The organism is Streptomyces sp. NPDC033229, assembly GCF_055576875.1.
In genome coordinates this window covers 32491-57288 of record NZ_JBVIQR010000003.1, presented here as the reverse complement: position 1 = coordinate 57288, position 24798 = coordinate 32491, and the positions used below count along the sequence as shown (strand labels likewise).

Below are 24798 nucleotides of genomic sequence, written 5' to 3'. Positions count from 1 at the left end.
GCGGTTGGTCTTGAAGAGAAGGGCTCCATCAGATGCCGGACGAAAAGAAGATCGTCGATTACCTGAAATGGGTGACCGCGGATCTGCACCAGACCCGTCAGCGCCTTCAGGAGGTCGAATCCGGTAGGCAGGAACCGGTGGCGATCGTCGGAATGGCGTGCCGGTACCCGGGTGGGGTCTCCTCTCCCGAGGATCTGTGGGATCTGGTCGCCTCCGGTGGGGACGCGATGTCCGGGTTCCCGGCCGACCGGGGCTGGGACCTCGGTGTCCTGACCGGCGACGGGCAGGGCCACAGCACCGCGCACGAAGGCGGGTTCCTCTACGAGGCACCCGAGTTCGACCCCGCGTTCTTCGGGATATCGCCGCGTGAGGCCCTCGCCATGGACCCCCAGCAGCGTCTGCTGCTGGAGGTCGCCTGGGAAGCCCTGGAGCGCACCGGCACGGACCCGGCCCGCCTGCGCGGCAGCAGGACGGGCGTGTTCGTCGGAACCAACTCCCAGGACTACGCCCACCTGGTCCTGGCCTCGCAGGAGGACATGGGCGGCTTCGCGGGCAACGGCCTGGCGGCCAGCGTCATGTCGGGCCGGCTCTCCTTCGCGCTCGGACTCGAGGGTCCCGCCGTCACGGTCGACACCGCCTGTTCCTCGTCGCTGGTCACCCTGCACCTCGCGGCGCAGGCGGTGCGCGGCGGCGAGTGCTCGCTGGCCCTCGCGGGCGGCGTCACCGTGATGACGACGTCGGCGAGCTTCGCCGGGTTCAGCCTGCAGGGCGGCCTGGCCGCCGACGGCCGTTGCAAGAGCTTCTCCGACGACGCGGACGGCACCGGCTGGTCCGAGGGCGTCGGCATGGTCGTCGTCGAGCGGCTCTCCGACGCCCGCAAGAACGGCCACCGGGTGCTGGCCGTCCTGCGCGGCAGCGCGGTCAACCAGGACGGCGCCTCCAACGGCCTGTCGGCCCCCAACGGCCCCGCGCAGCAGCGGGTCATCCGGCAGGCGCTCGCCAGCGGCGGACTCTCGCCCGCCGACGTCGACGCCGTCGAGGCGCACGGCACCGGCACCACCCTCGGCGACCCCATCGAGGCCCAGGCCCTGCTCGCCACCTACGGCAAGGACCGCGACGCGGACCGCCCGCTGTGGCTCGGCGCGGTGAAGTCCAACATCGGCCACACGCAGGCCGCGGCGGGCGTCGCCGGCGTCATCAAGATGGTCATGGCCCTGCGGAACGACACCCTGCCCCGCACCCTGCACGTGAGCGAGCGCACCTCGCACGTGGACTGGTCCGCCGGAGCGGTGGAACTCCTCACGGAGCCCGTGAAGTGGGACGGCACCGATCGGGTGCGGCGTGCGGGCGTGTCGTCGTTCGGCATCAGCGGAACCAACGCCCACGTCATCATCGAGCAGGCCCCGGTGGCCGAGGACACCGACGCCGAAGGCGCCGTGGAGCCCGGGGTGGTGCCCTGGGCCCTGTCGGGCAAGTCCCCCGAGGCGCTGCGCGCCCAGGCCGGGCGGCTGCTGTCGTGGCTGGGCGCGAACCCCGGGGTGCGGCCGGCGGACGTCGGCTTCTCGCTCGCGACCAGCCGAACGGCCTTCGAGCACCGGGCCGTCGTACCGGTCGCCGACCCGGCGGAAGCAGTCGATGCCCTGACGGCACTGGCCGCCGGTGAGCCGACGGCCGCGGTGGTCAACGGCTCGGTCGCGGGCGGCAAGCTCGCGTTCCTCTTCTCCGGTCAGGGCAGCCAGCGGATCGGCATGGGCCAAGAGCTCTATGAGCGCTTCCCCGTCTTCGCCGAGGCCCTGGACGCCGTCCTGGCCGAGCTGGACCCGGCGCTGGACCGCCCGCTGCGGGACGTGATGTGGGCCGAGGACCCGGAGCCGCTGAACCGGACGGGCTTCACCCAGCCCGCGCTGTTCGCGGTGGAGGTGGCGCTGTTCCGGCTGCTGGAGTCGTGGGGCGTCACCCCCGACTTCGTGGCGGGCCACTCCATCGGCGAGGTCACGGCCGCGCATGTGGCCGGGGTGTTCTCGCTCGAGGACGCCTGCCGGCTGGTGACGGCCCGCGCGGGACTGATGCAGGCCCTGCCGCCGGGCGGCGCGATGGTGGCACTGCAGGCCACCGAGGAGGAGGTGCTGCCGCTGCTGTCCGACCGGCTGTCGCTCGCCGCGGTCAACGGCCTCTCGTCCGTGGTGATCTCCGGCGACGAGGACGCGGCCCTGGAGGTCGCCGCCCGTCTGTCGGCCCAGGGCCGCAAGACGTCCCGGCTGTCGGTCAGCCACGCGGCCCACTCACCCCTGATGGACGCCGTGCTGGACGACTTCCGCACCGTCATGAAGGGGCTGTCGCCACAGAAGCCGGCCATCGCCGTCGTCTCCCACCTCACCGGTGAGGTGGGAGACGACGAGGAGCTGTGCTCGGTCGAATACTGGGTGCGGCACGTGCGCGAGGCGGTGCGGTTCGCCGACGGCACGCGGACGCTCCTCGCGCAGGGCGTGAGAACCTTCCTCGAACTGGGCCCGGACGCCGTGCTGTCGGCCCTGGCCCAGGAGACCCTCGCCGACGAGGCCGTGGCGGTCGTCCCCGTCCTCCGCAGGAACCGGCCCGAGGAACTCACCGCCGTCACCGCCCTGGCCGAGCTCCACACCGGCGGGGCCACCGTGGACTGGGACGCGTTCTTCCGCGGCACGGGCGCGCGCCGCGTGGACCTGCCGACGTACGCGTTCCAGCACGAGCGGTTCTGGCCGACGGTCTCGGCGCGCCCCGGCGACGCCGCCGGTCTCGGGCTGATCCCCGCCGAGCACCCGCTGCTGGGCGCGGCGATGTCCGTGGCCGGCTCCGACGAGCTGCTCCTGACCGGCACGCTGTCGCCCGCCACACACCCCTGGCTGGCCGACCACCGGGTCGCGGGCCGGATCACCCTGCCGGGCACCGCGTTCGTCGAACTGGCCGTCCGGGCCGGGGACCAGGCGGGCTGCGGCCGGGTGGCCGAGCTGGCCCTGGACGCCCCGCTGGTCCTCGCCGAGCAGGGCACCGTCTCGGTCCAGGTGCGCGTCGGCGGGGCGGACGAGTCCGGCCGCCGCGCGGTCACCGTCCATTCCCGGCCCACGGACGCCGTGGAAGGGGACTGGACACCGCACGCCCACGGTGTGCTCGTCGCGGCCGGGGCCGAGGGGCCCGACAGCCCCGACGACGGTGTGTGGCCGCCCGAGGGCGCGCAGCCCGTCGACCTCACCGACCTGTACCCGCGACTCGAGCGGGCCGGGCTGGCCTTCGGGCCCGCCTTCCGCGGACTGCGGGCCGCGTGGCGTCGTGAGGGCGAGGTGTTCGCCGAGGTGACCCGCACTCAAGAGGCCGCCGGTGCAGGTTCGTTCGCGATCCACCCGGCGCTGCTCGACGGAGTCGTCCGGGCCGCGGGGCTGCTGGACGCCGGCGACACCGGCGGCGGCGTGGTGCCCGCCTCGTGGGGCGGTCTGACCCTGCACGCCACCGGTGCCTCGACGCTCCGCGTCAGGGTGACCACCACGGGCGCCGATTCCCTGACGTTCACGGCCGTGGACACGACGGGCGCGCCGGTGGTCTCGGCGGAGTCGCTCACCCTGCGCCCGCCGACCGGCGAAGCGCGGGTGACGGTCGGCGGCGCCGGCCAGGCCGGGCTGTTCTCTCTCGCCTGGGTTCCCGTCCCGGCGGGCACGCCCGCGACCGGCACCCGGTGGGCCATCGTCGGCGCCGACGAGCTCGACCTCGCCTACGCGATGCACCGCGCGGACGAGTCCATCACCGGCTACGGGGAGACCCTGGCCGGGGCGGTCGGTGACAGCGGCGTCGCACCGGACGTCTTCCTGGTCCCCGTCGTGGGCGACGCGGACGAGGCCGGACCCGCGTCGGCACGGGAGCTCGCGACCTGGGCGCTGGGCCTGCTGCGGGAGTGGCTGGCGGACGAGCGGCTGGCCGCGTCCAAGCTGGTCTTCGTGACCCGCGGCGCGGTCGCCCTCGACGACGAGGACGTCCGGGACCCGGCCGCCGCCTCCGTGTGGGGCCTGGTGCGCTCCGCCCAGACGGAGAACCCCGGCAGTTTCCTGCTGGTGGACCTGGACGAGGCGTTCGTCTCCGCCGCGGAACTGCCCGGTCTGATCACCCTGGACGAGCAGCAGGTGGCGGTGCGCGCCCACACCGTCCGCGTCGCCCGGATGGCACGGTTGCCCGAGCGCACCGAGAGCGCTTCCCCCCGGTGGTCCGGCGACGGAACAGTGCTGATCACCGGTGGTACGGGTGCCCTGGGCGGTGAACTGGCACGCCATCTGGCGGCCGAGCACGGCGTGCGGCACCTGCTGCTGGCCGGCCGGCGCGGCGCGTCGGCGCCGGGCGCCGCCGAACTGCGGGCGGAGCTCGCCGCCCTGGGCGCCGAAGCCACGGTCGTCGCCTGCGACGTCACCGACCGGGAAGCGGTGTCCGCACTCGTGGCGGGCGTCCCGGCCGAGCACCCGCTGACGGCCGTGGTGCACACCGCCGGCGTCGTGGACGACGCGATGCTGGGCTCGCTCACGCCCGAGCTGATGGAGAAGGTGATGCGGCCGAAGGCGGACGCCGCCTGGTACCTGCACGAGGCGACGCGCGAGCTGGACCTGTCGGCCTTCGTGCTGTACTCGTCGGTCTCCGGTGTGCTCGGCAGCCCCGGACAGGGCAACTACGCCGCCGCCAACGCGTTCCTGGACGCCCTGGCCCGGCACCGCAGGGCCCTGGGGCTGCCGGGTGTGTCCCTGGCGTGGGGCCCGTGGTCCCCGGACAGCGGCATGACCAGTGAGCTCAGCGCGGCGGACAAGGACCGGCTGTCCCGCTCGGGCATGCCGCCGATGGCCACCGAGGTGGGCCTCGCCCTGTTCGACGCCGCGATCGACCGCGACGAGACCCTGGTCGTTCCCGCCCGGGTCAACGTCGCCGGGCTCCAGGTGCAGCAGGCGCTGCCGGCCCTCTGGCGGGACCTGGTGCCCCGCGCCCGCCGCACGGCGGCCGCCGGCGACAGGTCCCCCGCCACGCTGCGGGAACGGCTGCGGACCCTCGGCACGGCGGAGCGCGAAAGCCTCCTGCTGGAGCTGGTGGTGGGCTACGCCGCCGGTCTGCTCGGCCACCGCGACGCGGGTGCGGTGAGCGCCGACAAGCGCTTCCTGGAGCTGGGCTTCGACTCGCTGGCCTCCGTCGGGCTCCGCAACCAGCTCGCCGACGTCCTCGGTATCCGGCTGCCGTCCTCGGTGGTGTTCGACAACGAGACACCCGCGAAGCTCGCCGGGTGGCTGCTCACCGAGATCGCGGGCCATCTCGACCCGACCGCCGCACCCGCCACCGGCGGCGGCGCGCGTACCTCGCACCACGCGGACGAGACCCTGGAGGGGCTGTTCTTCAACGCCGCGAAGGCGGGCAAGCTCGTCGAGGGCATGCGCATGCTCAAGGCGGTCGCCAACACCAGGCCCACCTTCGAGAGCCCCGCCGAGCTGGAGGAACTGTCCACCCCGGTCACCCTCGCCGACGGCCCGAGCAGCCCCCGGCTGGTCTTCGTCAGCGCACCGGGAGCCACCGGCGGTGTCCATCAGTACGCCCGCATCGCCGCGCACTTCCGCGGCAAGCGGCACGTCTCCGCGCTCCCGCTGATGGGCTTCGGGCCGGGTGAACTCCTGCCCGCCACCAGCGAGGCCGCGGGCAGGATCGTCGCGGAGAGCGCCCTGCACGCCAGCGACGGCGAACCGTTCGTGCTGGTGGGCCACTCGACGGGCGGCTCGCTCGCCTACCAGGCCGCCGGCGTGCTGGAGGAGACGTGGGGCGTCCGCCCCGAGGGGGTCGTCCTGCTGGACACCCCGAGCATCCGCTACGGCCAGGACGAGGGCAACGACCTCGACCAGACCATGCGCTTCTACCTGGCCGACATCGACTCCCCGTCGGTCAACCTCAGCGCCGCGCGGATGTCCGCCATGGCCCACTGGTTCATGGCCATGACCAGCATCGAGGCACCGCCCACCAGCGCCCCGAAACTCCTGGTCAAGTGCACGCTGCCGTGCAACGGTCTCCTCTTCGACACCTCGTCGGCGCCCGTGGACGAGGTGCGTGCCATCGAGGCCGACCACCTGTCCCTCGCCAAGGAGCACTCGGCACTGACGGCGCGGGCGATCGAGGAGTGGGTCCAGGCCCTGCCGACCGCCGGGGCCTGATCCCCGCGGCCGGTCGCCGGGGATCGCGCACCCAGCCAGGCAGCCGGACGGCCCGGCCGCCCGGACACCGGGCGGCCGGGCCGCCCACCCCGCGTGCGCCCCGGCCCCCTGGCCCCCCTCGTCCATCACCGTCAGAAGGAGGCTCCATGACCACGTCCTACGAACTGCCCGAGATCACCGCCGACCCGCCCGCCGTGCTGCGGCTGAGCCCGCTGCTGCGCGGGCTGCAGGCCCACAGCCCGGTCTGCCGGGTCAGAACCCCGGCCGGCGACGAGGCGTGGCTGGTGACCCGGCACGCCGAGCTCAAGGTCCTGCTGCTCGACGAGCGGCTCGGGCGTTCCCACCCCGACCCGGCGAACGCCCCCCGGTACGTCCGGAACCCGTTCCTGGACATGCTCATCACCGACGCCGACCCCGAGAGCGCGCGCAAGCTGCACGCCGAGACCCGCACGCTGCTCACACCCAACTTCTCGGCCAAGCGGGTCCGCGATCTGAAGCCGAAGGTGGAAGCCATCGCGGAAGGCGTGCTGGAGGGCTTCATCGCCCAGGGACCGCCCGCCGACCTGCACGGACAGCTGTCCCTGCCGTTCTCCCTCATGGTGCTCTGCGAGCTCATCGGCGTGCCGCCGGAGGACCGGGGACACCTGGTGGAGCTGCTGTCCGGCATGGCCGGCGTGGACGACCCGCAGCGGGTCGTGGACGGCCAGCAGGCGCTGTTCGCCTACCTGGTGGAGCTGGCGGCCCGCAAGCAGACCGACCCCGGTGACGACGTGATGTCCCGGCTGTGCGAGACCGGGGCGCCCCCCGAGCGCGTCGGACCCATGGCCGCGGGCCTGCTCTTCGCCGGGCTGGACGCCGTCGCGAGCCATGTCGACCTCGGTGTGGTGCTGCTCGCCACCAACCCCGACGCACGGCACGCCGCGCTGGGGGACCCACGCGTCATGGCCGGTGCCGTCGAGGAGATCCTGCGGACGGCCAAGGCCGGTGGTTCGGTGCTGCCGCGGTACGCCAGCGCCGACGTCGAGATCGGCGAGGTGACCATCAAGGCGGGCGACCTCGTCCTGCTCGACTTCACCCTTCCCAATTTCGACGAGCAGGTCTTCGAGGAGCCGGAGCGCTTCGACATCACCCGCTCGCCCAACCCGCATCTGACGTTCGGCCACGGCATGTGGCACTGCGTCGGCGCCCCGCTGGCCCGGCTGCAGCTGCGGACGATGTACACCCTGCTCTTCACCCGGCTGCCCGGTTTGCGGCTCGACCTGCCGGTGGAGGACCTCCAGGTACTGGGCGGACGCCTCTCGGGCGGACTGACCGAACTGCCCATGCGGTGGTGACCGCCGCCCGGACCAGGGCGTGAAACGGGCCCCGCCCCCACTCGACCGTGGGGGCGGGGCCCGTTCCGTGCCACCGGGGAGCGCAGGGCGGCTCAGTCCTCGTGCACGGTGATCGCCTGGGACGGGCAGATCCTGCCCGCCAGCCGCACGTCCTCCACGACCGGCCCCGCCGGCTCCCCGTCGAGGACCATGACGATCCCGTCGTCGTCCTGGTCGAAGACCTCCGGCGTCGACAGCACACACTGCCCGGCTCCGATACAACTGTCGATGTCCACGCTGATACGAACCATCATTTCCTCCATCGGCGAATCGGCGAATCGATACCTTCTCGCGTGCCCGGCCGCACAGCGGGCCGGGCGGGGGAGTCCGAGCCCCCCGCCCGACCCGCCGCAGAGCGCCGCTACCAGCGCACGGGCAGCGCGTGCAGCCCGAACAGCACGCCGTCGTACTTCAGCGGCAGCTCCTCGACCGGCACCGCGAGCTCAAGCGTCGGGATCCGCTCGAACAGCGACCGGTAGGCGAGCTCCATCTCGACCCGGACCAGGTTCTGCCCCAGGCACTGGTGCACCCCGTAGCCGAACGCCACATGGTGACGCGCGGACCGGCTGGGATCGAACTGGTGCGGGCACTCGAAGACGTTCTCGTCGTGGTTGGCCGCGGCGACGAGCGGGACGATGCCCTCGCCCGCCTTGATGAGCTGCCCGCCGATCTCCACGTCCTCGACGGCCACCCGGAAGGCCACCAGGTCGGCGACGGAGTAGTAGCGCAGCAGCTCCTCCACCGCCCGGTCGTCGCCGATCCACTGCGGGTTCATCAGCAGGGTCACCGCGCCGAGCCCGATGTTGTTCGCCGTCGTCTCGTGGCCGGCGATCAGCAGCAGCATCGCGACACCCGACAGCTCCTGCGGGGTCAGCGTGCCGTCCGCCAGCAGCCTGCTGAGCAGATCGTCGCCCGGCCGCTTCACCTTGATGGTGATCAGCCGGTTGATGTACCGGAGCAGCGCCTTGGTGGCCTCCTGGCGTTCCTCGTCGGTCGACGTGAGGGTGACCAGGATCCGGGTCTTCGCCTCGAAGAAACCGCAGTCGGCCTTCGGCACGCCCAGCAGCCGGGAGATGACCAGCGACGGTACGGGCAGCGCGAAGTCCGCGATGAGATCGGCCGAGTCGCCGGCCGCGAGCATGGCGTCGATCCGCTCGTCGACGATGGCCTGGATCGCCGGCCGCATCTCCCGGATGCGCCGCACGGTGAACTCGGGGATCAGCGTCTTGCGGAACCGGGTGTGCTCCGGCGGGTCCAGGGCCACGAACCAGCCCGGAACCTCGTCCTGCGCGGGCACCCCACCGGTCTTCTGGGCCCGGGGGAAGCCCGGATGTGAGGGGTTGGAGCTGATCCGGGGGTCGGTGAGCACGGCCCGGACCTCTTCGTGCCGGGTCACCAGCCAGACCGACGCGCCGGTGGGCAGCGTCGAGCGGACGAGCCCCTCGCGCTTGCGCAGGCCCGCGTACTCCTCCGGCGGGTAGGGCCGGCCGGGCTGCCGCAGCGGGAAGCCGACCAGGTTCGAATCGGTGGTAGTCATGTGTGCAATTCCCTGAGGGTCGAAAGTCCCCGTCGTTGGCAGTTGTCGCCGTGGGGGCGGCCGCCGGCCACCCCCACGGGCCGGGTCAGCGCGCGTCGTAGAACTCGCGGATCTTCCCGATGATGTAGTTCTGGTCGTCCTCGGTCAGGCCCGTGTGGGTCGGCAGATAGAAGCCGTCCTCGCTGAACCGGGTCGCGTTCAGCGTCGGCCAGACCGGGTCGAGATAGCCGGGCTGCATGCTCATCGGCTTGAAGAACACCCGGGTCTCGATGGAGGCGTCGGCCAGGAACGCGCGCAGCTCCTCGCGGCGCTCGGCGCGCAGGTCGTACATCCACAGCACGTCCCGCGGGGGCATCAGGGTGATCCCCTCGATGTCCCGCAGGCCCTCGTCGTAGCGCTTCTCGATCTCCCGGCGGGTGGCCAGGATCTCATCGAGCTGCTCCACCTGGGCCAGCGCGACGGCGGCCTGGAGGTTCGTCATACGGAAGTTGTAGGCGAGCTTCTTGTGCAGGAAGTTGTGTGCCTTGTTGAAGGCCATGCCCCGCAGATGGGCCATCTGCTCGGCCAGCCGGGGGTCGTTCGTGAGGCAGATGCCGCCCTCGCCGGAGGTGATGATCTTGTTGGCGAAGAGCGAGAAACAGGCGATGTCGCCGACCGGCCGTACGCCGTGCGCCTCCGCCGAGTCCTCCACGACCCGCAGGTTGTAGTCGTGGGCCAGCTCCATGATCGCGTCCATGTCGCACCGGCGCCCGTAGACGTGCACCGGCATGATGACCTTCGTGCGCTCGGTGATCTTCTCCTCGATGCGGGAGACATCGATATTGAGGTCGTCCCCGCAGTCCACGAACACCGGGGTCGCGCCCAGATACGTCGCCGACCACGCGGACGCGATCATCGTGAATTCGGGGATCAGCACCTCGTCGCCCGGACCGACCCCGAGCGCCCGCAGGGCGAGGGTCAGCGCCGTGGTACCGGAGGAACAGGCGACACCGTGCGCGACACCGTTGTACCGCGCGAATGCGCTCTCGAATTCCTTGACCTTCGGGCCCTGCGACGAGATCCAGCCGTCGTTGATCGCCTCGGTCACATAAGAGAGTTCCCGCCCCTTGAGCCAGGGCTGCGAAACCGGATGCGTGAATGCCATGGAAACCTCGCTCAGTCCTTTGCCAGTGCGGGGAGTCCAAGGATCAGATCGGCCGCGGCGCCCCGCCCGCCGGCCGCCCGCAGAATCTGTCCGAAGTGCTCGGCGCGCTCGCGGAACGAACGGTCGCTGAGCACCTTGGCCAGCTTGTCGACCACGTCGTCCGCGTCGACGGTCTCGGGGCGGTCGAGCTTCAGGCTCACCCCGAAGTCCTGGCCGCGCCGGGCCTGGTCGTCGCAGTCCACCCACAACGGCCGTACGACCAGGGGCTTGCCGAAATACAGGCCCTCGTGGAAACCGTTGCCGCCCGCGTGGGTGAAGAAGACCTTCACGCTCGGATGGGCCAGCACATCGAGCTGGGAGGGAACCCAGTCCACGATCCGCAGATTGTCCGGCAGCAGCTCCGCCGCGGGCAGCAGCTTCTGCTGTTCCTGGGGCAGCTTCCACAGGAACTGGTGCCGGTCGCTCATCCGCCGTGCGACCTCCACCAACGACGCGACGTGTGCCCGCGTCAGCCTGGTGATCGTGCCGAACCCCATGTAGACCACGGAGTCGTTGTGCGCGAGCCAGTCCGAGAGGCCGTCGTCCTCGGGCGCCTGGGGCAGCGGCGGGACCATCGTGCCGACCAGCCGCATCTTGGGGGGAACGGGGAACGGGTAGTCCAGCTCGGGCACCGAATAGCACAGGACCAGCTCGGACTTGTCGATCCGGACCATCATCCCGCGCGCCTCGGGGGAGATGCCCAGCTCCTCGCGGACCTGATTGTCCTCCTCCACCACCTTGCGCATGTCGGACGTCAGGAACAGCCCCAGCGTGCGCAGACGGAACAGCTGGTTGGCCGCCCGCTGCACGGGCGTCATGTCCAACGGCAGACCGGTGTGCGGCACGGGGAAGTGGGCCGGCGTGTACGACTTGGCGAAGGGCACGTGCGAGGTCAGCACATTGCTGGGCAGGAACGGCACGCCCAGCACGAACGGGATCTTCTTGGTGACCGCGAGCTCGTACGCGTACTGGCACATGCTCTCGATGACCATCAGCGCCGGCTTGACCTCGTCCACCACGGCCTCGAGCGCCCGGTACTTCTCCACCCGTGAGCGGGGGGCGAACGAGTGCTTGATGACCGCACGGTGCGCCTTGAACCTCGACCGCTGCGTCACTTCCCGGTACGTCTTGTCGTCCCAGGTGACGGCCGACATCTCGGAGACCACCTCGCCCAGGGAGGCGAACTCCACCGGGGTGTCCACCTTCAGCGCCTCGATCTCCGAGCGCCGGTTCTCGTCCGTCGCGAACCACAGGTCCTCGACTCCCCGGCGGGACAGCTCCTCGGCCAGGACGAGCAGCGGATTCAACAGTCCGCTTTCGGGATAACTGACAAACAGAATCGGCCGCCGAGTCGAGCCCATGACAATAACCCTCCAGAAGTGGCGGCCCGGCAGCTCGGCGCCAGGTGTGCGCACGGCCGGTCGCCGAGTGGCCGCGTCTCCATCGATGCCCGCGTCCACGGCCGGCGTCGTCCGCCCGGGACGTCAAGGGACAAGAGTGCGGGAAGAAGCGTGACAGTTACGTGGTCTCACGCGAGGTCGAAGAGAATCCCTAGTCTTACGCGGCCGACGGATCGGCCGGAGCACCGGACGTGGCCGTCCGTACCGGATATGACACGGCGTCAGCGATGGGATCACGTTCTTCTTGTAGGGAAATCTACAGCGTTCCCGCCCATACGATCCGGCTCGAAGTGAAGTATCCGAGCCGACATTCCTCATGGGTGGTGCAGCGTCATGACGAGCGGAGCAGACAGCGCGTCCTGCGGCGCGGGCGATCAGGGGGCCGGAGCGCACTCCGACGACCCGGTGGTGATCGTCGGCATGGCGTGCCGGTACCCCGGCGGCGTGCGGTCGGCCGCGGACCTGTGGGACGTGGTCGCCTCCGGCCAGGACGTGATCTCCGCGTTCCCCACCGACCGGGGCTGGGACCTGGCGGCCCTCGCCGGCACCGGCCGGGGCACCAGCGCCGCCCGCGAGGGCGGTTTCCTCTACGACGCGGCCGACTTCGACGCCGGCTTCTTCGGGATCTCCCCGCGTGAGGCGCTGGGCATGGACCCGCAGCAGCGGCTGACGCTGGAGGTGTCCTGGGAGGCCGTCGAGCACGCCGGGATCGACCCGGTGAGCCTGCGCGGCAGCCGCACCGGGGTCTTCGTCGGCACGAACGGCCAGGACTACGCGCTCGTCACCCAGCTGTCGGCCCAGGACCTGGAGGGGCACTCCCTGACGGGACTGTCCCCTGCCGTGGCCTCCGGCCGGGTGGCCTACACCCTCGGGCTGGAGGGCCCGGCGATCACCGTGGACACGGCCGCCTCCTCCTCCCTGGTCGCCCTGCACTGGGCGGCCCGGTCGCTGCGCGCGGGGGAGTGCTCGCTCGCCCTGGCGGGCGGGGTCACGGTCATGTCCACCCCGACCTCCTTCGTCGGGCACTCCCGGCAGGGCGGCCTGGCCCCCGACGGGCGGTGCAGGGTGTTCTCCGACGACGCGGACGGCACGGCCTGGGCCGAGGGCGTCGGCATGGTGCTGCTGGAACGGCTGTCGGACGCGCGGCGCAACGGTCATCCGGTGCTGGCGGTGCTGCGCGGTAGTGCGGTGAATCAGGATGGTGCGTCGAATGGTCTGACGGCGCCGAACGGTCCGTCGCAGCAGCGGGTGATCCGGCAGGCGTTGGCCAATGCGGGTCTGTCGGTGGCCGATGTGGATGCGGTGGAGGCGCACGGTACGGGTACCCGGCTGGGTGATCCGATCGAGGCGCAGGCGTTGCTGGCCACGTACGGCCAGGGTCGTGAGGTGCCGTTGCGGCTGGGTTCGTTGAAGTCGAACATCGGTCACACGCAGGCCGCGGCGGGTGTCGCGGGCGTGATCAAGATGGTCATGGCCATGCGCCACGGCATCCTCCCCAAGACCCTGCACGTCGGTACGCCGACAGCACGGGTGGACTGGTCGGCGGGCGCCGTGGAACTGCTCACCGACTCGGTGCCGTGGCCGGAGACGGGGCGCGCCCGGCGGGCCGGGGTGTCGTCGTTCGGCATCAGCGGCACCAACGCGCACGCGGTGCTGGAGCAGGCCCCGCCGGTCGACGAACCGGTACGGGAGCCGGGCTCCGGCACGGAACCCACCGTGGTGCCGTGGGTGGTCTCCGCCCGCACCGAGGAGGCGCTCGACGCCCAACTGAACCGCGTCGGCCCGCTCGCGGCCGCCGATGCCGGGCTCTCCCCGGTGGACGTCGGCTTCTCACTGGCGGCCGGCCGGTCGGTGTTCGAGCACCGAGCGGTGCTGCTCGCCGCACAGGGCGAGACCGCTCTCGCGGCACGCGGCACGGCGGGCGGTTCGGGAGCCCTGGCGGTGCTGTTCCCCGGGCAGGGGAGCCAGCGCCTCGGCATGGGCCGTGAGTTGTACGGCCGGTTCCCCGTGTTCGCCGACGCCCTGGACAAGGCGCTGTCCGTCCTCGACCGCTATCTGCCGCGCCCGCTCCGGGACGTGATGTGGGGCGACGACCCGGAGGAGCTGAACCTCACCGGTTACACCCAGACCGCCCTGTTCGCGGTGGAGGTGGCGCTGTTCCGCCTGATGGAGTCCTTCGGTGTCACACCGGAGTTCGTGGCGGGTCACTCCATCGGCGAGGTGGCGGCCGCCCATGTGGCCGGCGTGTTCTCACTGGAGGACGCCTGCCGTCTGGTGGCCGAGCGCGGCCGGCTGATGCAGGAGGTCGCGGACCGCGGCGCGATGGTGGCCGTCCAGGCGACCGAGGACGAGGTGCTGCCGCTGCTGACCGAGAAGGTGTCGATCGCCGCGGTCAACGGCCCGTCGTCGGTGGTCGTCTCCGGAGACCGGGACGCGGTCCTGGAGATCGCGGGACGTCTGGCGGCCGAGGGGCGCAAGACCTCACGGCTGCGGGTGACGGTGGCCGCCCACTCACCGCTGATGGAACCGATGCTGGACGAGTTCCGCGCGGTGCTCGAAGGCCTGACGTTCTCCGCACCGGACCTGCCTGTTGTCTCCAACCTCACCGGCCGCGTCGCCGAGCCCGAGGAACTGTGCGCACCGGAGTACTGGGTGCGGCACGTACGCCGGGCTGTCCGGTTCGCCGACGGCATCACGACACTGCACACGGCCGGCGTGGGCGTCACCCTCGAACTGGGCCCCGGCGGTGTGCTCTCCGCCATGGCCAGGGACTGCCTGGGCGCGGCGGACCTCACGGTGGTGCCCGCGCTGCGCGACGACCGCGGCGAGGAGATCGCCCTGCTGACCGCGCTGAGCCGACTGCACGTCATGGGCGCGCCGGTGGACTGGTTGCGGATGTTCGAGGGCACGGCCGCCCACCGGGTGGACCTGCCGACATACGCCTTCCAGCACGAGCGCTTCTGGCCGATCGGGGCGGACACCACCCTGCGGCACACGGCGGTCGACGCCGACCGGTCCGAGGCGCGGCCCGCGCCCGCACCGGCCGGCCGGGCGCTGCCGCTCGGCGAGCGGCTGGCGTCGATGCCCGCCGACCGGCGCGCCGCGTACCTGCTCGACCTCGTGCGCTCCGAGGCCGCCGCCGTGCTCGGGCACAGCGGTGCGGTGCGCGTCGGCGCCCACCACATCTTCAAGGAACTGGGCTTCGACTCGCTGACCGCGGTCGAACTCTGTGACCGGCTGAGCGCCGTCACCGGGCTGCGGCTGCCCAGCTCGCTCGTCTTCGACTGCCCGACACCGGCGTCGGTCGCCGACCATCTGCTGGCGCACCTCGTGGACGGCTCCCCGGAGTCGGCTCTCCGTGAACTCGACACGCTGGAGGCCGTGGTGCGGGCCGCGGCGGCGGACGGTACGGACGCCGAGCGCGCGGCGATCGCCGCACGCCTGGACCAACTCGTCGTATGTCTCAAGGAATTGACGGAGGCGACGGAGCCCTCCGACGGCTCCGAAGAGGACATCAAGACAGCGTCGGTCGACAGACTGCTCGACATCATCGACGAAGAATTCGAAATCGCTTAAAGATCGACAGCTTTCGTTCATAACGGGATGAGGACGGACCGGTGCAGGAAGACCAGCAGGACAAAGTTGTCGACTACTTGAGGCGAGTCGCCGCGGACCTCCGACGTGCGCGTCAGCGCATCGACGAACTGGAGTCCAAGAGCCGTGAGCCCATCGCGATCGTGGGCATGGGCTGCCGGTTCCCCGGCCGGGTCAGCTCGCCGGAGGGGCTGTGGGACCTGGTCGCGTCCGAGGGCGACGCCATCTCCGCCTTCCCGGCCGACCGCGGCTGGGACCTGGCCGCGCTGACCGGCGACGGCGAGGGCCACAGCACGACCCACGAGGGCGGCTTCCTCTACGAGGCGGGCGATTTCGACGCCGGCTTCTTCGGGATCTCGCCGCGTGAGGCGCTGGGCATGGACCCGCAGCAGCGGCTCCTGCTGGAGGTGTCCTGGGAGGCCCTGGAGCGGGCCGGCATCGACCCGCTGTCGCTGCGCGGCAGCCAGGCGGGCGTCTTCGTCGGCTCGTACCACTGGAACCCGGGCACGGCCCGGGCGACGGGCGAACTGGACGGCCACGCGCTGACCGGCACCGCGGCCAGCGTCCTGTCGGGACGGCTCGCCTACACCCTGGGCCTCGAAGGCCCGGCGCTCACCGTCGACACCGCCTGCTCGTCCTCGCTGGTGGCCCTGCACGTGGCGATGCGGTCGCTGCGGGACGACGAGTGCTCGCTCGCCGTCGTCGGCGGCGTCACCGTCCTGTCCGACCCCGCCGTGTTCGTCGAGTTCAGCAAGCAGGGCGGCCTGGCCCCCGACGGCCGCTGCAAGGCGTTCTCCGACGCGGCCGACGGCACGGGCTGGTCCGAGGGCGTCGGCGCGCTCGTCGTCGAGCGGCTGTCGGACGCGCGGCGCAATGGTCATCCGGTGCTGGCGGTGCTGCGCGGTAGTGCGGTGAATCAGGATGGTGCGTCGAATGGTCTGACGGCGCCGAATGGTCCGTCGCAGCAGCGGGTGATCCGGCAGGCGTTGGCGAACGCGGGTCTGTCGGTGGCCGATGTGGATGCGGTGGAGGCGCACGGTACGGGTACCCGGCTGGGTGATCCGATCGAGGCGCAGGCGTTGCTGGCCACGTACGGCCAGGGTCGTGAGGTGCCGTTGCGGCTGGGTTCGTTGAAGTCGAACATCGGTCACACGCAGGCCGCGGCGGGTGTCGCGGGTGTCATCAAGATGGTCATGGCCATGCGCCACGGCATCCTCCCCAAGACCCTGCACAGCGACACCGCCTCGTCCCACGTGGACTGGTCGGCCGGCGCCGTGGAACTGCTCACCGACTCGGTGCCGTGGCCGGCGGGAGACCGCCCGCGTCGCTGCGCCGTGTCGTCCTTCGGCGTCAGCGGCACCAACGCCCACGCGGTCCTGGAGGAAGCGCCGCAGGACGGGGAGCCCGACGAGGAGCAGCCGGCCACGGACAACACCGCCACGGTGGTCCCCTGGGTGCTCTCCGGCCGGGCCCCGGCCGCCGTGCGCGACCAGGCCGCGAACCTCCTCTCCCGGCTGGACGCCGACCCCGGCCTGCGCCCGGTCGACGTGGGGTATTCCCTCGCCTCCCGGTCGCTGTTCGAGCACCGCGCCGTGATGGTGGGCACCGGCATGGACGACCTGCGGGAGGGACTCGGCGCCCTGGCGGCCGAGGAGAACGCCGCCGCCGTCGTCCAGGGCTTCGCCGACATCGACGGCAAGACGGTGTTCGTGTTCCCCGGTCAGGGTTCGCAGTGGGTGGGCATGGGTGCCCACCTGCTGGAGGAGTCGCCCGTCTTCGCCGAGCGGCTGGCGGAGTGCGCCGAGGCGCTGGGCGCCTTCGTGGACTGGTCCTTGACGGACGTCCTGCGCCAGATGCCCGGTGCGCCGTCCCTGGAGCGGGTCGACGTCATTCAGCCGGCGTCGTTCGCGGTGATGGTGTCGTTGGCGGCGTTGTGGCAGGCGCATGGTGTGTCTCCGGATGCGGTGGTGGGTCACTCGCAGGGTGAGATCGCGGCTGCGGTGGTGTCGGGTGCGTTGTCGTTGGAGGACGGCGCGCGGGTGGTGGCGTTGCGGAGTCAGGCGATCGGTCGTCGGCTGGCGGGTCGTGGTGGGATGATGTCCGTCGCGCTGCCGGTGGCCGAGGTCGAGGAGCGGTTGGGGGCGTTCGCGGGCCGGGTGTCCGTCGCCGCTGTCAACGGTCCGCGTTCGGTGGTGGTCTCCGGTGATCCGGAGGGTCTGGACGATCTGGCCGCGCGGCTCACGGACGAGGGTGTCCGGGTGCGGCGGATCGCGGTGGACTACGCCTCGCACTCCGCGCAGGTCGAGGACCTCCACGAAGAGCTGCTGTCCGAGCTGGGGCCGATCCGGCCCCGCGAGTCCGAGGTGCCCTTCGTCTCGACGGTGTCGGGGGAGTGGCTGGACACCAGCGGCATGGACGCCGAGTACTGGTACGGCAATCTGCGCAACACCGTCGAGTTCGAAGCGGGCATACGGACGCTGCTCGACGCCGACCACGGCGTGTTCGTGGAGGTCAGCTCGCACCCGGTGCTGGCGATGGCCGTACAGGACGTCATCGAGGACGCCGGCGGTCACGCCGTAGCGGTCGGGACCCTGCGGCGCTACGAGGGTGACCTGTACCGCTTCCTGACCTCGCTGGCCGAGGTGTACGTCCGGGGCGTGCCGGTCGACTGGCGGTCCGTCTACGCGGGCACCGGCGCCCGCCGGGTGGACCTGCCCACCTACGCCTTCCAGCACGAGCGCCTCTGGGCCATGCCGCACGAGGTCGAACTCCTCGCGGCGACGGACCCCGCCGACGCCGAGTTCTGGGCCGCCGTCGAGCGGGAGGACCTGGGCTCGCTCACCGCCCGGCTGCACATCGACGAGGACTCCCTCGCCGCCGTGCTGCCCGCCCTTTCGTCGTGGCGCCGTGAGCGCCGTGAGCAGTCCGCGTTGGACGCGTGGCGTTACCGCGTCGCCTGGTCGCCGCTCAGCGGTGTGCCGCAGGTTTCGCTGTCGGGCACGTGGCTGGTGGTCACGGCCGAGGGCATCGCGGACGACGACGTGGTGGCCGCGCTGAGCGGCCAGGGCGCCGAGGTGCGCCGACTGACACTGGACGACTCCTGCGTCGACCGCGCCGTCCTCGCGGCCCGGCTCGATGACGCCCACGACGTGGCGGGCATCGTCTCGGTGCTGGCGGCGGCGGAACAGCCCAGCACCGCGTACCCGGGGCTCGCCTCCGGCCTCGCGCTGACCGTGGCGCTCGTCCAGGCGCTGGGTGACGCGGGTATCGACGCGCCGCTGTGGTGCGTGACCCGTGGCGCGGTGTCCACCGGCCGTTCGGACCTCGTCACCAACCCGGTGCAGGCGCAGGTGCTCGGTGTCGGCTGGACGGCCGCGCTGGAGCACCCGCAGCGCTGGGGCGGCCTGATCGACCTGCCCGGCACGCTCGACGAGCGCGCCGGCCGACGGCTCGCGGCCCTCCTCACCGGCACCACCGGTGAGGACCAGCTCGCGATCCGGTCCTCCGGTGTCTTCACCCGGCGCGTGGTCCGGGCCGCCGCCGGTGGCCAGGGCGCGGGACGCGGCTGGCAGCCGCACGGGACGACGCTGATCACCGGCGGTTCCGGGGCGCTGGCCCCGGACCTCGCGCGGTGGCTCGCGGGCCAGGGCGCCGAACACCTCGTGCTGGTCAGCCGCCGGGGCCCGGACGCGCCCGGCGCCACCGAGCTGATCGCCGAACTCGCCGAGCTCGGCACCGAGGCCGAAGCGGTCGCCTGCGACATCAGCGACCGTGACGCGGTCGCCGGGCTGCTGTCGGGGCTCAAGTCCGACGGCCGCGCCGTGCGGACCGTCGTGCACGCCGCGGCGGTCATCGAGCTGGAGTCGCTGGCCGAGACCACCATGGAGGAGTTCGCCAGGGTCGTGCACGCCAAGGTCGCCGGCGCCCGGCACCTGGACGAACTGCTGGACGACGAGGAACTCGACGCGTTCGTCCTCTTCTCCTCCATCACCGGCATGTGGGGCAGCGGCCGGCACGCCGCGTACGGCGCGGGCAACGCCTACCTGAGCGCGCTGGCCGACCACCGCCGCGCCCGTGGCCTGACCGCCACGTCCCTGCACTGGGGGAAGTGGCCCGACGACGCCGAGGCCGCGCAGCTCGACCCGCACCAGATCCGCCGCAGCGGCCTCGGCTTCATCGACGCGGGCCCGGCGCTGGTCGGCATGCGGCGCGCCCTGGACGACGACGAGACGGTCCTCGCCATCGCCGACGTCAACTGGGACGTCTACCACCCGATCTTCACGTCCGGCCGGCCCACGACCCTGTTCGACGAGGTGCCCGAGGTACAGCGGCTGACCGCGCCCGTGGCGGCGACCGTCAGCGCCGGCGCCGAAGGGGAGTTCGCGGCCCGGCTGCGCGCCCTGCCCGCCGCCGAGCGGGACCGTCTGCTGCTGGACCTGGTCCGCGGCCAGGCCGCGACCGTCCTCGGCCACGCCTCCGGCGAGGCCTTCCCCGAACGGCGTGCCTTCCGAGACGTCGGCTTCGACTCCGTCACCTCCGTCGACCTGCGCAACCGGCTGGTGACCGCCACCGGGCTGCGGCTGCCGAGCACCCTGGTCTTCGACTACCCGACCCCCCTCGCCCTGGCGGAGTTCCTCCGCGACGAGATCGCCGGCACCGCCACCACCGCTCCCGTGGTGTCCGCCGCCGCGACCGACGAGCCGATCGCGATCGTCGGGATGAGCTGCCGCTACCCCGGTGGTGCGCACACCCCCGAGGACCTGTGGCGGCTGCTCGTCGACGGCGCGGACGTCATCTCCGAGTTCCCCGCGGACCGCGGCTGGGACGCCGACGCCCTGTTCGACCCGGACCCCGACCGGCACGGCCGGACGTACTCCGTCCAGGGCGGGTTCCTGCACGAGGCCGCCGAGTTCGACGCCTCCTTCTTCGGCATCTCCCCCCGTGAGGCGGTGGCGATGGACCCCCAGCAGCGGCTGCTGCTGGAGACCGCGCACGAGGCGCTCGAACGCGCCGGGATCGACCCCGACTCGCTGCGGGGCAGCTCGACCGGCACGTTCATCGGCGCGACCTACCAGGACTACACCTCCGGGGTCCCGAACGCCGCCGAGTCCGAGACGTACATGGCCACCGGCACCGCGTCCAGCGTGCTGTCCGGCCGCGTCTCGTACCTCTTCGGCCTGGAGGGCCCGGCCGTCACCGTCGACACGGCCTGCTCCTCGTCGCTCGTCGCCCTGCACCTGGCCTGCCAGTCGCTGCGCAGCGGCGAGAGCACGCTCGCGCTCGCGGGCGGTGTCGCCGTCATGTCGACCCCGAGCCCCTTCATCGGTTTCAGCCGCCAGCGGGCCCTGGCCGTCGACGGCCACTGCAAGCCGTTCTCCGACGACGCGGACGGCATGACCCTCGCCGAGGGCGTCGGCCTCGTCCTGCTGGAGCGGCTCTCCGACGCCCGCCGCAACGGCCACCGGGTCCTCGCGGTCGTCCGCGGCTCGGCCATCAACCAGGACGGCGCGTCCAACGGTCTGACGGCCCCCAACGGCCCCTCCCAGCAGCGCGTGATCCGCCAGGCCCTCGCCAACGCGGGTGTCTCACCCGCCGACGTCGACGTGGTCGAGGCACACGGCACCGGCACCAAGCTGGGTGACCCGATCGAGGCCCAGGCCCTGCTGGCCACCTACGGCCAGGACCGGGAGACACCGCTGCGGCTGGGCTCCCTCAAGGCCAACATCGGCCACACCCAGGCCGCCGCCGGTGTCGCGAGCGTCATCAAGATGGTCATGGCCCTGCGCGAGGGCGTCCTGCCCAGGACGGTCAACGTGAGCGAGCCCTCCTCGCGGGTGGACTGGTCCTCCGGGGCGGTGGAGCTGCTGACCGAGACCGAGAAATGGCAGGCGGAGGGACGCACCCGCCGGGCGGGCGTGTCGTCGTTCGGCATCAGCGGCACCAACGCCCACCTGATCCTCGAACAGGCACCGGACACCGAGGCCGACGGCGCCGAACCCACCGCCGACCACACGGGCGTCGTGCCCTGGCCGGTCTCCGCGAAGTCCGACGCCGCGCTGCGCGACCAGGCCGCCCGGCTGCTCGCCCGCGTGGGCGACAGCCCGGAACTGCCGCCCGTGAGCGTCGGCTGGTCGCTGGCCACCACCCGGCCCCGCCTGGGGCACCGCGCGGTCCTGCTCGGTGAGACGCACGAGGACTTCACCCGCTGCCTGGAGGCGCTCGCGACGGCCGGCACCACCCCGGGAGTCGTCCGCGGCGTCGCCGCCGCCGGCGACGCCGGTCCGGTGTTCGTCTTCCCCGGCCAGGGCTCGCAGTGGTGGGGCATGGGCCGTGAACTGCTGGAGACCTCCGAGGTGTTCCGGTCCGCCGTGGACGACTGCGCCGAGGCCCTCGCCCCGCACATCGACTGGTCGCTGCGCGATGTCCTGGCGGGCGCCGGTGACCCCGCGATGCTGGAGCGCGTCGACGTGGTCCAGCCCGCGCTGTTCTCGATGATGGTGGCGCTGTCCGCGCTCTGGCGCTCCCACGGTGTCGAACCCGCCGCCGTGATGGGCCACTCGCAGGGCGAGATCGCCGCGGCGTGCGTCGCGGGCGCCCTGTCCCTGCCGGACGCCGCGGCCGTCGTGGCACTGCGGAGCAAGGCCCTGCTGGTCCTGTCCGGCAAGGGCGGCATGATGTCCGTGGCCGCCTCCGCCCGGCAGGTGACCGCGCTCCTGGCACCCTGGGGCGACCGGCTCTCCCTGGCCGCCGTGAACGGCCCGTCCTCCGTCGTCGTCTCCGGTGACCCCGAAGCCCTCGCCGAGCTCAAGGAGCAGTGCGCGACCGAGAAGATCCGCGCCCGCACGGTCGCGGTCGACTACGCCTCGCACGGCTCGCAAGTGGAGCTCATCCAGGACGAGTTGGCGCGCCTGCTGGCCTCGATCACCCCCCGGGCGCCGAAGGTGCCCTTCTACTCGACCGTCACCGGCGAGCGGCTCGACACGCCCACCATGGACGGCACCTACTGGTACACCAACCTGCGGCAGACCGTACAACTGGAGCGGGCGACGCGAGCGCTGCTCGCCGACGGGCACCGGCTCTTCGTCGAGACCAGCCCGCACCCCGTCCTGACCGGGGCCGTGCAGGAGACCGCGGAGGCCGCCGAGGTCGAATCCGCGGTGGCGCTGGGATCGCTGCGCCGCGACGAGGGCGACACCAAGCGCTTCCTGACCTCCCTCGCCGAGGCGCACGTACAGGGCGCGCCCGTCGACTGGCGCGCGGCGTTCCCCGAGTCTCCTTCCCGGGCCCCCGTCGACCTGCCCACCTACGCCTTCCAGCGCCGCCGGTACTGGCCGGAGGCGGAGCCGACCGCCCCGGGCACCGGTACCGGCACGGAAGCGGACACCGCCTTCTGGGGGCTCGTGGAGAACGGCGACCTGGACACCCTGGCCGGTGAACTCGGCGTCGCCGAGAACGCCGAACTCTCCTCCCTGGGCGCGCTGCTGCCCGCCCTCTCGGCGTGGCGGACCAAGTCCCGGCAGGCCTCCGCGGCCAACGCCCTGCGGTACAAGGTGGACTGGACCCGGCTCCGCGAGCCCGGTGGCACGACCCCGGCCGGCACCTGGCTGGTGGTCGCACCGGCACAGAGCGCCGACGACCCGTGGACCACGGCCGTCGTCGACGCCCTGGGCCCCGACGCCGTCCGCCTCGACGTCCAGGACACCGACCGTGACGTCCTGACCGCACTGCTGGCCGCCACCGCCGAGGGCACCCCCGGCCTCACGGGCGTGGTGTCGCTGCTGGGCCTGGTCGAGGAGCGGCACCCCGGCCTCACGTCGGTGCCCGACGGGCTGGCCCTGACGCTGGCCCTGGTACAGGCACTGGGCGACGCGGGAATCCAGGCACCGCTGTGGTGCCTCACCCGGGACGCCGTCGCGGTCGGCCGCGACGACAAGGTCACCCACCCCGTTCAGGGCGCCCTGTGGGGCCTCGGCCTCGTCACCGCCCTGGAACAGCCCGGCCGCTGGGGCGGTCTGATCGACCTTCCCGACACCGTCGACCCGCGCAGCGCCGCCCGCCTGCGCGCCGTCCTGGCCGCACCGGACGGCGAGGACCAGATGGCCGTCCGCGCCTCGGGCGTCTTCGGCCGCAGGCTCATCCACGCCGCCCCCGGCGGCAACCGCCCCGAGCGGCGCTGGTGGGAGCGGGGAACCGTGCTCATCACCGGCGGCACGGGCGGTCTCGGCGGCCGCGTCGCCCGGTGGATCATCGAGCGCGGCGCCCGGCACGTCGTCCTCACCAGCCGCCGCGGGCCCCAGGCCCCCGGCGCCGCCGAACTGCGTGCCGAACTCGAGGACCTGGGCGCCATGGTCACCATCGCGGCCTGCGACGCCGCGGACCGCGACGCGCTGCACGCACTGCTGGCGGGCCTGCCCGCCGAACTCCCCCTGACCGCCGTGGTCCACGCCGCCGGTGTCGCCGACGGCGACGCCGACGCGCAGTCCCTCACCCTGGAACAGCTCGACGCGCTGCTGCGCTCGAAGCTGACCGCCGCCCTCCACCTGCACGAGGCCACCTTGGACCTCGACCTCGACGCCTTCGTCCTGTTCTCCTCGGGCGCCGGCATCTGGGGCAGCGGCGGACAGGCGGGCTACGCCGCCGCGAACGCCTTCCTCGACACCCTCGCCGAGCACCGCCGGGCCCGGGGCCTGACCGCCACGGCCGTCTCCTGGGGAGCGTGGGCCGAGGCCGGCATGGCCACCGTCGCCGAGGTGCACGACCGGCTGAGCCGACGCGGCGTCATGTCGATGGAGCCGTCCCTGGCCATCGCCGCCCTCCAGCAGAGCCTCACCGACGACGACACCCAGGTCACGGTGACGGACATGGACTGGGACCTGTTCACCCCGAGCTTCACCGCCACCCGCCCCAGCCCCCTGCTGTCCGGCATCCCCGAAGCCCGCGCGGTGCTGTCCGCCCAGGAAGCCCCGGCCGACGACGACGGCGACGAGTCGGCGCTGCGCCGACGGCTCGAAGCGCTGTCCGACGCCGAACGAGGGCGCGCCCTGCTCGACGTCGTCCGCGTCGAGGCGTCCGCCACCCTCGGCCACGAAACGGCCGATGCCATCCCCGCCGACCGGGCCTTCCGCGACATCGGCTTCGATTCCGTGACCGCCATCGAGCTGCGCAACCGGCTCCGGACGGCGACCGGGCTGGCCCTGCCGGCCGCCCTGGTGTTCGACTACCCGACGCCGACCGCGCTCGCCCAGTGCCTGCGCTCGTACCTCTTCCCGGACACCGCCCCGGCACAGAAGACGGACGACCCGGAAGCGCACATCCGCGAGGCCCTCACCACCGTCCCCATCAGCCGGCTCCGCAAGGCGGGCCTGCTCGACATGGTGTTGCGGCTCGCCGACGAAGAAGCCGAGACCGCCACCGCCGCGCCCGACGCCGCGTCACCGATCGACTCGATCGACGACATGGACGCCGAGAGCCTGCTGCGACTGGCGACCGAGAGCACGACGAACTGAAAGCGACCTGGAGT

At 72.5% G+C, this 24798-nt stretch carries 7 protein-coding genes and 1 pseudogene; 4 read left to right on the top strand and 4 right to left on the bottom strand.

Going from position 1 to position 24798, the window contains the following annotated elements:
- The first annotated feature begins 32 nt into the window (after nucleotides 1-32).
- Both ACZ53N_RS03970 and ACZ53N_RS03965 read left to right on the top strand, forming a co-directional pair.
- Nucleotides 33-6191, top strand: a complete 6159-nt coding sequence (locus ACZ53N_RS03970) for a type I polyketide synthase (RefSeq protein ID WP_469139394.1) — start codon at nucleotides 33-35, stop codon at nucleotides 6189-6191.
- Nucleotides 6192-6337: 146 nt separating this feature from the next.
- Complete coding sequence (locus tag ACZ53N_RS03965) at nucleotides 6338-7525, top strand: cytochrome P450 (protein WP_469139393.1); 1188 nt, start codon at nucleotides 6338-6340, stop codon at nucleotides 7523-7525.
- Between the two features lie 92 nt (nucleotides 7526-7617).
- On the opposite strand, the gene ACZ53N_RS03960 is transcribed toward ACZ53N_RS03965, so the two are convergent.
- The 4 genes from ACZ53N_RS03960 to ACZ53N_RS03945 form a co-directional block, all read right to left on the bottom strand.
- A complete protein-coding gene (locus tag ACZ53N_RS03960) occupies nucleotides 7618-7818 on the bottom strand; it encodes a ferredoxin (RefSeq protein ID WP_469139392.1) in 201 nt (66 codons plus the stop codon).
- A 107-nt stretch (nucleotides 7819-7925) separates the two neighbouring features.
- Nucleotides 7926-9101, bottom strand: coding sequence for a cytochrome P450 (locus ACZ53N_RS03955; RefSeq protein WP_469139391.1), 1176 nt, complete (start codon nucleotides 9099-9101; stop codon nucleotides 7926-7928).
- An 85-nt stretch (nucleotides 9102-9186) separates the two neighbouring features.
- Entirely contained in the window at nucleotides 9187-10245 is a 1059-nt protein-coding gene (locus ACZ53N_RS03950) for a DegT/DnrJ/EryC1/StrS family aminotransferase (RefSeq protein WP_469139390.1), read from the bottom strand.
- 11 nt (nucleotides 10246-10256) lie between these two features.
- Nucleotides 10257-11645 carry a glycosyltransferase gene (locus ACZ53N_RS03945; RefSeq protein WP_469139389.1) on the bottom strand — a complete coding sequence of 463 codons (1389 nt, stop codon included), beginning with the start codon at nucleotides 11643-11645 and terminating at the stop codon, nucleotides 10257-10259.
- A 420-nt stretch (nucleotides 11646-12065) separates the two neighbouring features.
- Between ACZ53N_RS03945 and ACZ53N_RS03940 the strand changes: the two are divergent.
- Together ACZ53N_RS03940 and ACZ53N_RS03935 are read left to right on the top strand one after the other, a co-directional pair.
- Nucleotides 12066-15260 (top strand): annotated as a pseudogene (locus ACZ53N_RS03940) (type I polyketide synthase); the annotation flags it as partial.
- A 41-nt stretch (nucleotides 15261-15301) separates the two neighbouring features.
- Nucleotides 15302-24784 (top strand): type I polyketide synthase, encoded by a 9483-nt coding sequence (locus tag ACZ53N_RS03935; RefSeq protein WP_469139388.1) that lies wholly within the window; start codon nucleotides 15302-15304, stop codon nucleotides 24782-24784.
- The last annotated feature ends 14 nt before the right edge of the window (nucleotides 24785-24798 follow it).